Genomic DNA, 8,996 nt, shown 5'->3' with positions numbered 1-8,996 from the left:
TGTCCGTCGTCAGATGATTTGGCGCAATTTGGTGCGTCGAATAGAGGAGCGTTGGCCTCGTCTCTGGGTTGATTTTAAGCGGCGAGATTGCGGTGTTGCAAGCGCCGATGCTCGATGGTCTGTCGTTTGATCCTTTCTCGCTGTTTGATGATGGTTTGTGCCCTGTCGAAGTAGGCGTCGGCCGGGGTCACGTTATCGAGGCTTTCGTGGTAACGCTGGTGGTTGTAGTGCTCGATGAAGGCCTCAATCTGGGCCTCGAGATCACCAGGCAGGAAGTAGTTTTCCAGTAGCACGCGGTTCTTGAGTGTCTGGTGCCAGCGCTCGATCTTGCCCTGGGTCTGGGGATGGCAGGGGGCTCCACGGATGTGGCTCATGTTCTGGGCCTGGATGTAGTCGGCCAGCTCCCCCGCGATGTAACTCGGGCCATTATCGCTGAGCAGCCGAGGCTTGTGGTGGACATTGACCTGGTCGCACCCTGAGGCTGCCAGAGCCATGTCCAGCGTGTCGGTAACGTCCAGGGCCCGCATCGTTGAGCACAGCTTCCAGGCGATGATATAGCGGGAATAATCGTCGAGCACGGTCGAGAGATACATCCAGCCCCAGCCGATGAGCTTGAAATAGGTAAAATCGGTCTGCCACATCTGGTTGGGCCGGGAGGTTTTGGTATGGAACGCATCGGCGGCCTTGATTACCACATAGGCTGGGCTGGTGATCAGGTCGTGGGCCTTCAAAAGCCGGTAAACACTGGCTTCAGAGACGAAGTACCGCTTCTCGTCGGTAAACCGCACCGCCAGTTCCCGAGGCGAGAGTTCAGACTGCTCAAGCGCCATCTCAATGATCTGATCATGGATATCGATCGGGATCCGGTTCCACACCCGACTGGGCGCCGAGGGCCTGTCCTCCAGCGCCTCCGGGCCGCCACCGAGGTAGCGGTCATACCAGCGATAAAAGGTCCGGCGTGGAATTCCCAGTTTATCGAGCGTGCGTGTTGCTGGCAGATGGGATTGCTCGACCAGCCTGATGATCTCGAGCTTTTCGGATGCTGGATACCTCATGCGTCGTCGTCCCCATCCCCGATCATGCTTTTTTTAAGCAGACGGTTTTCAAGCGTCAGATCGGCAACACATTCCTTGAGCGCTCCGGCCTCACGGCGTAGATCCTTGACCTCGTCACTGGTGGCGGCGCGGGCGGTATCACCTGCAAGGCGACGCTTTCCCGCTTCCATGAATTCCTTGGACCAGGTGTAATAAAGGCTCTGGGCGATACCTTCCTTGCGGCACAGCTCGGCAATGCTGTCCTCGCCACGCAAGCCATCGAGCACGATCCGGATCTTGTCTTCTGCTGAAAAATGCCGCCGGGTTGCGCGGCGGATGTCCTTGACCACCTGCTCGGCAGGCTTTTTGGCTTTCGAGAATTTTGATCTCATCGTCGTTCCTTCGTCACTCCGACGAGACCAAAACTCTCCTTACATCACAAGCTCAAATCTGTGCCATTGGTGCTGACGGGGTACAATGTGCCAGCCCGCATAGGTCATGCGCTACCGCCCGGTTTCAAGTCGCTTTGAAACTCGACGGCCCACCGCCCAATCTTTTGGGTGATTACCTCATGCAGATGCTCTTCGCCATATTCTGACAGATAGTCGATCAGCCACGCTGCGCGCTCCTTCAGCGCGCGCCCGTATTCCGTGCGAATTAACTTTACGAACGGCGCGGCCTGATCAAGCGCCGTGTAGACGATGCCGGAGGTGCCGTACCTGACCTCTATCATGTGTAGGCTGCGCATGAGCAGAAGGCCTTGCTCAACCAAAGAGCGCCGCACCAGCAGTTCGCCATCACGGTGCGGCACGTTCGGGTGCAGGCTTTCAGGGCCGGAGATGTCGCTCGTGTGAACCACGAGATGATCGAGCCAAGTCAATTCCTTCAGATCAAACGCGCGCGGATAGGCTGTATTCAAAAGCACGACGCTACGCACACCTGTTTCAAGCGGGCTGTTGAACAATTCGGGATGCGCTGTGGGAGTCATGGTTTTTTCTTCCAGGACAATTCGCCGTCATTCACAAAGTGATGGCACATTCCCTGTTTGACTGGGACGTGAGCGTATTTGGCCAATGGCCCAGCACACGTTACCGCGCCCGCGTGATTCATAACGGCTTCGACGCGAGCAAGCGTATCGGTAGCCGGCCCTTTCCAGCGATCGACCACGCCAAAGTGCACGTCTTTCCGGAAACCGGATATGACGCTGGCTGAAGTGTTATCCCGATAGAACTTCTGAAAGGCGTCCGCTTCAAAAAAGCGCTCGCGCTGCCTTCGCAAATCCGGCCCGTGCTCCGCGTCCGCTAGGACGGCGGCGTGATTGGCGAACGGCTCCTCGGCGCGCTCACCATACGCCTCGACGAGTTCGTCGATATAGCGCATCTCTGTGTCCTGAACGTCCTTCGGAACCGCGGTCGCGGGATACTTGCCAGGATCAGCTCCAAATTTTTCGATCAGAAGAGGCTTCACCGCCGGATCGTCCATCATGTCATCGATGGTGACGATGCGTACATTGCTGAAGTCATAGGAGTCTATGACGCTCATCACCTTGGCATCGAGCGGCACAGCAACTTTTTTGGTGATCGAGTTGGCACAAATGGAAGGCCAACCGTCGATCAACGCCTTCTTCAACTCGCTTGGTTTATCTATCAGAAGTTCAAGTTTGCGCGCCAATCCCTTTGGGGCCACAAAATAAAAATTCTTCGGCGGACTAAAATTGCCTTGAGATGCCCAGTAGAGAACCTTGCCAATTGCAAGAAGACCCTGCGAGCGGCTTACACTCTTCCGGTATTGCTTGCATTGATAGTTGTCCCACTGGCCATCGTGGCGCGCATCGGTGAGAAAGCCAACAACATCGCGGCCCATATCGCCTGTGCCCGCGATGCGCTTTACTTCGACGTAGCCGGACTTTTTCTCAGTCCATGCACGACAGAACATCTCCAGTTCATCGTCGTCCATTAAAAGAATGAGTCGGTCGTATCGAATATCACCAGACATAGAATTTCTTGTTCCCCCAAAATAACTTAGCGGCTCCCTCAATGTTCTGCAATCATTCTATTCAGATCGAATCGTCCAGTGGTCGGAGACCCCTATTTTCCGCCGAAAAGGCCACTTAGGCCCTTAAAGCGACGAGAAGGTATCAATATAGATGGCCTCGACCCGTCTCACTTCATCGGCCGTCAGCGCATCGAATTCCTTCTCCCTGGCGCGGTTAGAGAGCTTCCCGCCATTCTGACCAAGAAACCGGAATAGCAGATCGACCGTTCGCTCAGGCATATCGACCATGCCTTCAATGCGGCGGCGGAATTCATCGTAGCGCCGCAGGAAGTCTGTCTCATACGGCAGGTCGTGATCGATGGTTCGTTTGACGCATTCATAGAGAAACTCGGCGTGCGGGGTGGCATCGAAAAAGCGATAGAAATCGCCGGTATTGTTCAAAACCCGGACATTGAATTTCTCGGTTGGCTCCCAGCGAACACAGGGCAGCAAGCGCTGCGAATAGGATTCGAGCGTGAGGCGATACCGGTCGATCTGATCCAGGATCGCTGCCGAGACAGGGAAGACGACGCCGGGCGGATTGTAGCCGCGCTCGGCCAGAACATGATGGATGAGATAGCGGTGCAGACGGCCGTTGCCGTCCTCGAACGGATGAATATAGACAAAGCCGAAGGCGAGGATCGCGGCGGCGATGACGGCATCCATGCTTTGAGCGGGGCCGTGGTCGAAGGCGATCATGCCGGCAAGAAGTGATTGTAGGTCTTCCGGCCGCGCGCTGATGTGATCGGGTAGCGGCAAGCGGGTTTCGCGGTCATGTTCGCCGACAAAGCCGCCTTCGTCGCGAAAGCCGAGTTTGATGAAGCGGGCATCGCCGATGACGATGCGTTGCAAGCGCAGCAGTTCATCCTCATCAAGCGGCTGTTTGCCTGCTTCGCCAATGGCGCGGCCCCAGCGCTGGATGCGGTCCTGCGGCGGGCTTTCGCCTTCGATCGCGTAGCTGGATTTGGAATCCTTGAGCAGCAAGAAGGCGGCGGTGCGGGCGAGGACATCGCGCGGCACATCGGCCACGATGTCTCTGGCACGTTGCGCCAGGCCCTCAGCGATAAAACCTTCGAGCCGCTCCGTGCGAAAGACCAGCGGACAGAATTCCGGCGTGCCAGGCAGATTATTGCGCAGCCGATAGCGGGACACGGTTTCACCGTCGATGCCCCATTGCAGGTCGGGATCGAGCACAGGGACATATTTCCCGGTGCGGGCGTCGGGCAGGTTCAACGCTTGTCCGGTAAGCCATTCATAGAGAAACCAGACGCGCCTTGCGTAGGTGCCGGTTGGCTTGTCATGCACGATAGCTGTGATCGGGTCAGCGCCAGCCTTCAGGAACAGGCACTTGAGGACGGCAAGATCGAGCCCTTCATATTTGAGGGCGAAGGTCAGGTGGCCTTCGAGGCTGGCTTCTGGCGCGTGGCGCGGGGTCATGATCCGCCAACCGTCGCGCTCCAGCATGCGGTGATGTGCGCCGATAGCGCAGAGCGTGCGTGGCAGGGGGGCGCCGAGCCCATAGGCATCGATTAGCGCGCTGTAGCCGGCAGGCGTTGCGGTTTCAGGAAGGCGTCTTTCCTGAAAAACAGACACGGGGCCTGAAAACTGGTGCTGCGAGGCCGAAGCCATGAAATCCGTGCCTCGTTCGGGGTTTTACGGTTCCAGAAAGCATTCTTCCTGAATTTTGATTCTACCACATGAATAACAGTTCTGACAGAAAATTTTTGTGAAAATGGGTTTTTTGACTGAGCGCACCTTGGGGGCTGCTCGCGGTCCCGCCCGCCGTCAGGATCAGACCGCGCAAGGCAACTTAGGTAACAGCTTGACGAACTCCACAGAATCCTGCCACGCTCATGGTGGCATTTAGTGCATGCCGGTGTGTCCGCCACGCAAAGCTACGCAGCACTCTCATTCAACAATAATAACTCCAGTCCACTTGTGGGATCTGGTTAGTAGCGGGCACCTAGTCAGATCCCGTTTTGGAAATGGATCATGACAAAGAAAAACGAAATCAACGCACTAAAGACGCTCGCAAAACGATATGCGCGCGCAAATCGAATTCCTCAACACGAAGCGCTTAACGCGATTGCCGCCGAGTTGGACTTTGCGCATTGGACGCAACTGGCAACGAGGTCGAAGCAAGGATGGCTCCCGAGCGCTGAGCAGTTGGCTCAGGCCAAAGCGTTTGTCCGCCAATCTCATCCGGGTACGGGTGAGAAAGAGAGCTTCATCGAGAAGAGCTTCTCCCGTCCGGTCGATGAACCGATCAGGCAGGGAAAGATCGGTGAGCACGCGTATCGCGTCTTTGAGTTCTTCGGCGATATTCGCGTGGAAGGCGACGGATGGCGCATTCTGGTTGGCGAAGCACTGTTTGCTCAGCCGGTCGTTGAAATCGAAAGGCCGCATTCTGATACCAGCCCTGTGCGCAAGCCTGATTTTCTGAATGCAGCACTGGTGATCGCGGATGAAGAGGCAGCCAGGGTACGCGCAGGGATTTCTTCCGATTGGCCCAGACGCGCCACCAAGCCCGATGCCGAAGGGGCCGTGATACATCCGCTCTTCGGGGGCCTGTCTGCCGAGTGGTATTGCCTGCATTGTGATGGCGAGATCACGGGTGCGCAGCTTGCGCAAAATCTGTGGCATTGCCCCGGCTGCGGCGCATCACCCATCGACATTTTTTCTGCGCCAGCCTGGCTGGATGGCTCCGATGTGAGACCGAAACCTGTTGTGCGCCCGCAGACCAAGCAGCGTCCTGAGCCCACGATCAAAGTAGTCGATTCAAGGCCAACGCTGACGCTCGACGAGGACAGCATTTCATTGCTTTTGCGCAACGCGTTGCTGGAGGACGCGGCGACCCCGGCAGAGCGGCTTGGCGCGCAGTTGGCAGAGATCGATGTCGATGATGAGCATGATGCCTGCATTGTTCTGGATGAGGACCTTTGGCCTGAATCCAAGGAGCCTGAGGCGGCCATCGCGGTTGCCAAACTGCTCGGTGTAGAACTGGAGCTCATGGTAAGCGGCATGAGCTTTCCCTTTGCCTGGCCTGGCTTGGGGCATGTGACGACCAGCACGCGGGAGTATGTCCAGCTCTTGCTGGAAGCCCACGAAGAGCAGGGCGTTATTGTTCGCCCGATCAAAAGCGCCTGATATCGGATTTAGCCGCACCCTCCAACAAGCCTTGGAGGGCCGGGCTGTCGTGAACCGAGGCTGCCTGTGGCAGTCTCGGCCATCCGGCTTCCATCCCTTACGCAAGCTGAATTGCCAGCCCTAAAGGGCTGACCTTTTTTTTTCCTTTAGGGGCCCGGCGGCCCCGTCCTCCGTCAAGACCAAGCCCTCCGGGCGCAGCCAGCGGTTTCCCCATCCTTCCGCACTTCGTTTGTGCAGGACGGGTGATCCCCCTCCGCTGTCTGCGGTCTGTGACGGCCGTCCCCCCGCTCATTGGCGCGGGCCTAGTCCGGTTGCATGCGCAACCGGTTTTCAAACTAGGAGAAAGACCAATGAAACAGGACATTTACAGCCGAGTCACCGACAAAATCATTGCCGATCTGGAGCAGGGCGAACTGACATGGCTCAAGCCGTGGTCCGCCGGAAACATGGACGGGCGGATTGTCAGGCCGCTACGGCACAATGGCATTGCCTATAGCGGAATCAACGTGCTGATGCTCTGGGGCGCGGCATTGGAAGCCGGTTTTAATTCCCCGTACTGGATGACCTTCAAACAGGCAAAAGAGCTTGGCGCGCATGTCCGCAAAGGTGAGCGCGGCAATCCCGTTGTTTATGCCAACACCATCACCAAGACAGAAGAGGGCGCAGACGGAACCGAGGAAGAGCGAACAATCCCGTTTATGAAGGCCTATAGCGTTTTCAACGTGGAGCAGATCGACGGACTACCCGATCATTACTACGCGAAGCTGGAACCCGTCATTGATGCGGCGCAGCGGATTGAATATGCGGATGCGTTCTTTGCCGCGACCGGCGCAGATGTCAGGCATGGCGGCAATCGCGCTTTTTACAGCGGCGGAAGCGATCATGTTCAGATGCCACCCTTTGAATGTTTCCGCAGCCCTGAAAGCTATTATGCGACCTTGGCGCATGAGCTGACGCACTGGACGAAACACAAGAGCCGGCTGGACCGCGAGTTTGGCCGCAAGCGCTGGGGCGATGAGGCCTATGCGCGCGAGGAACTGGTTGCTGAACTTGGCGCGGCGTTTCTTTGCGCGGATCTGGCCCTGACGCCGGAGCCCGGCACCGATCATGCCGCCTATATCCAGAGCTGGCTGAAAGTGCTCAGCAACGACAAGCGCGCGATCTTTGCCGCCGCCGCCCATGCGCAGCGCGCCGCCGATTTCCTGCATGGCCTCCAGCATCGCAGGCAGGAAGGAGTCGCCGCGTAAGCGGCGCTCCCTACCGGCAGGAGGATCAGAAAAATGGAAAATCACACCATCACATGGCGCGGTATTCAGGTGGAGATCACCTTCACGCCGGAGAAATTCGGCATGACGGAGCACATCGAACTGCACAGCGAAAACAGGATTGCGCTCCCCGTCACCGAAACCGGGATGGTGTCCCTGGAGGTGGTGTAGGTTCTGAGGAGAGTGGTCACCGGCGGTTTTCCGGTAATGTCGGGTTGTTGAAGCCACAATCCGAAAGGACCACCGATGACCACCGATATGATGAACCTTCGCGCTCTGGTCGAACAGACCCCCGACGCCGATATTTTGCGTGAGATGATCGGCTTTGCCGCTGAACGCCTGATGGAGATGGAAGTGGGCGCTGCCACAGGCGCTGGTTATGGAGCGAAGAGCTCCGATCGCCTGGCCCAGCGCAATGGGTATCGCGACAGAGACTGGGAGACACGCGCCGGCACTGTCGAGCTGCGCATTCCCAAGCTGAGGACAGGGTCCTATTTCCCAACCTTCCTGGAGCCGCGCCGCATGGCCGAGAAGGCTCTAACCGCAGTTATCCAGGAAGCTTACATCCAGGGCATTTCCACCCGATCAGTCGATGATCTGGTCAAGGCCATGGGGATGGGCGGCATCTCCAAAAGTCAGGTGAGCCGGCTGTGCGAAGAGATCGACGATAAGGTCAAAGCCTTCCTCGATCGCCCCATCGAGGGTGACTGGCCCTATCTGTGGATTGATGCCACTTACCTCAAGGTGCGCCGCGGTGGGCGTATCGTCTCGGTCGCCGCCATTATCGCCATCGGCGTCAACAGTGATGGCAGGCGTGAGGTTCTGGGCATGGAGATCGGGACCTCGGAAGCCGAGCCGATCTGGACAGCGTTTCTGCGCAAGCTGACCCGGCGGGGGCTACGTGGGGTCAAGCTCGTGATCTCCGATGCGCACGAAGGGATCAAGGCGGCCGTCAGCAAGGTGTTGTGCGCCACTTGGCAACGATGCCGGGTTCACTTCATGCGCAACGTTCTTGCCCATGCCGGAAAGAGCGGGCGCCGTGTCGTCTCTGCCTTCATCGCCACGGCCTTTGCGCAGGAAACACCAAAGGCGGCCAGTGCGCAATGGCGCGCCGTCGCCGATCAGATCCGACCCAAGGTGCCCAAGCTGGCCACCCTGCTCGATGAGGCCGAGCCTGATGTTCTGGCCTACATGTCGTTCCCACGCGAACACCGGACCAAATTGCACAGCACGAACCCAATCGAGCGTCTCAACGGCGAAATCAAGCGGCGCACCGATGTCGTGGGCATCTTTCCCAATGATGACGCCATCGTGCGCCTCGTGGGCGCGTTACTGCTCGAACAGAACGATGAGTGGGCCGTCCAGCGCGCCCGCTACATGACACTGGAAACAATGAGCCAGATGAGCGATGATCCCCTCATCAGCCTGCCGCCCCTGGCCGGCTGATCCGACACCGGCAGTGCCGGGAAATGCGTGGCGGCCCAAACCAACCTACACCACGCCAGGGGACACCATC

Annotated in this window: 8 protein-coding genes; 4 read left to right on the top strand and 4 right to left on the bottom strand. The window is 57.9% G+C overall.

Translation table 11 applies throughout. The annotated features are described in order from the left end of the window. Nucleotides 1-74 precede the first annotated feature (74 nt). From EO136_RS11655 to EO136_RS11635, 4 genes are all read right to left on the bottom strand, one after another. A protein-coding gene (locus EO136_RS11655) for an IS3 family transposase (protein WP_127142649.1) occupies nucleotides 75-1,426 on the bottom strand; the annotation gives its coding sequence in 2 pieces (ribosomal slippage) (nucleotides 75-1,090 and nucleotides 1,090-1,426; 1,353 coding nt in all). Between the two features lie 104 nt (nucleotides 1,427-1,530). Further along, nucleotides 1,531-2,022: an ABC-three component system middle component 2 gene (locus tag EO136_RS11645; protein ID WP_127144595.1), complete on the bottom strand. Its 492-nt coding sequence runs from the start codon at nucleotides 2,020-2,022 to the stop codon at nucleotides 1,531-1,533. Continuing rightward, nucleotides 2,019-3,029 carry an ABC-three component system protein gene (locus EO136_RS11640; RefSeq protein WP_127144594.1) on the bottom strand — a complete coding sequence of 337 codons (1,011 nt, stop codon included), beginning with the start codon at nucleotides 3,027-3,029 and terminating at the stop codon, nucleotides 2,019-2,021. Before EO136_RS11640 ends, EO136_RS11645 begins: the two co-directional genes overlap by 4 nt. Before the next feature lie 123 nt (nucleotides 3,030-3,152). Next, nucleotides 3,153-4,697, bottom strand: coding sequence for a Fic family protein (locus EO136_RS11635; RefSeq protein WP_127144593.1), 1,545 nt, complete (start codon nucleotides 4,695-4,697; stop codon nucleotides 3,153-3,155). Nucleotides 4,698-5,060: 363 nt separating this feature from the next. Between EO136_RS11635 and EO136_RS11630 the strand changes: the two genes are divergently transcribed. The 4 genes from EO136_RS11630 to EO136_RS11620 all read left to right on the top strand — a co-directional run bounded on the left by EO136_RS11630 (nucleotide 5,061) and on the right by EO136_RS11620 (nucleotide 8,926). Next, nucleotides 5,061-6,215 (top strand): P-loop NTPase family protein, encoded by a 1,155-nt coding sequence (locus EO136_RS11630; RefSeq protein ID WP_127144592.1) that lies wholly within the window; start codon nucleotides 5,061-5,063, stop codon nucleotides 6,213-6,215. A 350-nt stretch (nucleotides 6,216-6,565) separates the two neighbouring features. Beyond that, nucleotides 6,566-7,462 (top strand): ArdC family protein, encoded by an 897-nt coding sequence (locus EO136_RS11625; RefSeq protein WP_127144591.1) that lies wholly within the window; start codon nucleotides 6,566-6,568, stop codon nucleotides 7,460-7,462. Nucleotides 7,463-7,495: 33 nt separating this feature from the next. Further along, nucleotides 7,496-7,651 (top strand): hypothetical protein, encoded by a 156-nt coding sequence (locus EO136_RS18590; protein ID WP_164730554.1) that lies wholly within the window; start codon nucleotides 7,496-7,498, stop codon nucleotides 7,649-7,651. Nucleotides 7,652-7,726: 75 nt separating this feature from the next. Continuing rightward, nucleotides 7,727-8,926 (top strand): IS256 family transposase, encoded by a 1,200-nt coding sequence (locus EO136_RS11620; protein WP_127143937.1) that lies wholly within the window; start codon nucleotides 7,727-7,729, stop codon nucleotides 8,924-8,926. Nucleotides 8,927-8,996 lie beyond the last annotated feature (70 nt).

It is taken from the genome of Pelagibacterium montanilacus (assembly GCF_003992665.1).
In the GTDB taxonomy this organism is placed as follows: Bacteria; Pseudomonadota; Alphaproteobacteria; order Rhizobiales; family Devosiaceae; genus Pelagibacterium; species Pelagibacterium montanilacus.
The sequence above is the reverse complement of the archived record's forward strand: the minus strand, read 5'-3'. Positions and strand labels throughout refer to the sequence as shown.

Bases quoted from the DNA above. Each gene is read 5' to 3' on its own strand.
- EO136_RS11645 (WP_127144595.1), bottom strand. From the start codon at position 2,022: ATGACTCCCACAGCGCATCCCGAATTGTTCAACAGCCCGCTTGAAACA.
- EO136_RS11640 (WP_127144594.1), bottom strand. From the start codon at position 3,029: ATGTCTGGTGATATTCGATACGACCGACTCATTCTTTTAATGGACGAC.
- EO136_RS11635 (WP_127144593.1), bottom strand. From the start codon at position 4,697: ATGGCTTCGGCCTCGCAGCACCAGTTTTCAGGCCCCGTGTCTGTTTTT.
- EO136_RS11630 (WP_127144592.1), top strand. From the start codon at position 5,061: ATGACAAAGAAAAACGAAATCAACGCACTAAAGACGCTCGCAAAACGA.
- EO136_RS11625 (WP_127144591.1), top strand. From the start codon at position 6,566: ATGAAACAGGACATTTACAGCCGAGTCACCGACAAAATCATTGCCGAT.
- EO136_RS18590 (WP_164730554.1), top strand. From the start codon at position 7,496: ATGGAAAATCACACCATCACATGGCGCGGTATTCAGGTGGAGATCACC.
- EO136_RS11620 (WP_127143937.1), top strand. From the start codon at position 7,727: ATGACCACCGATATGATGAACCTTCGCGCTCTGGTCGAACAGACCCCC.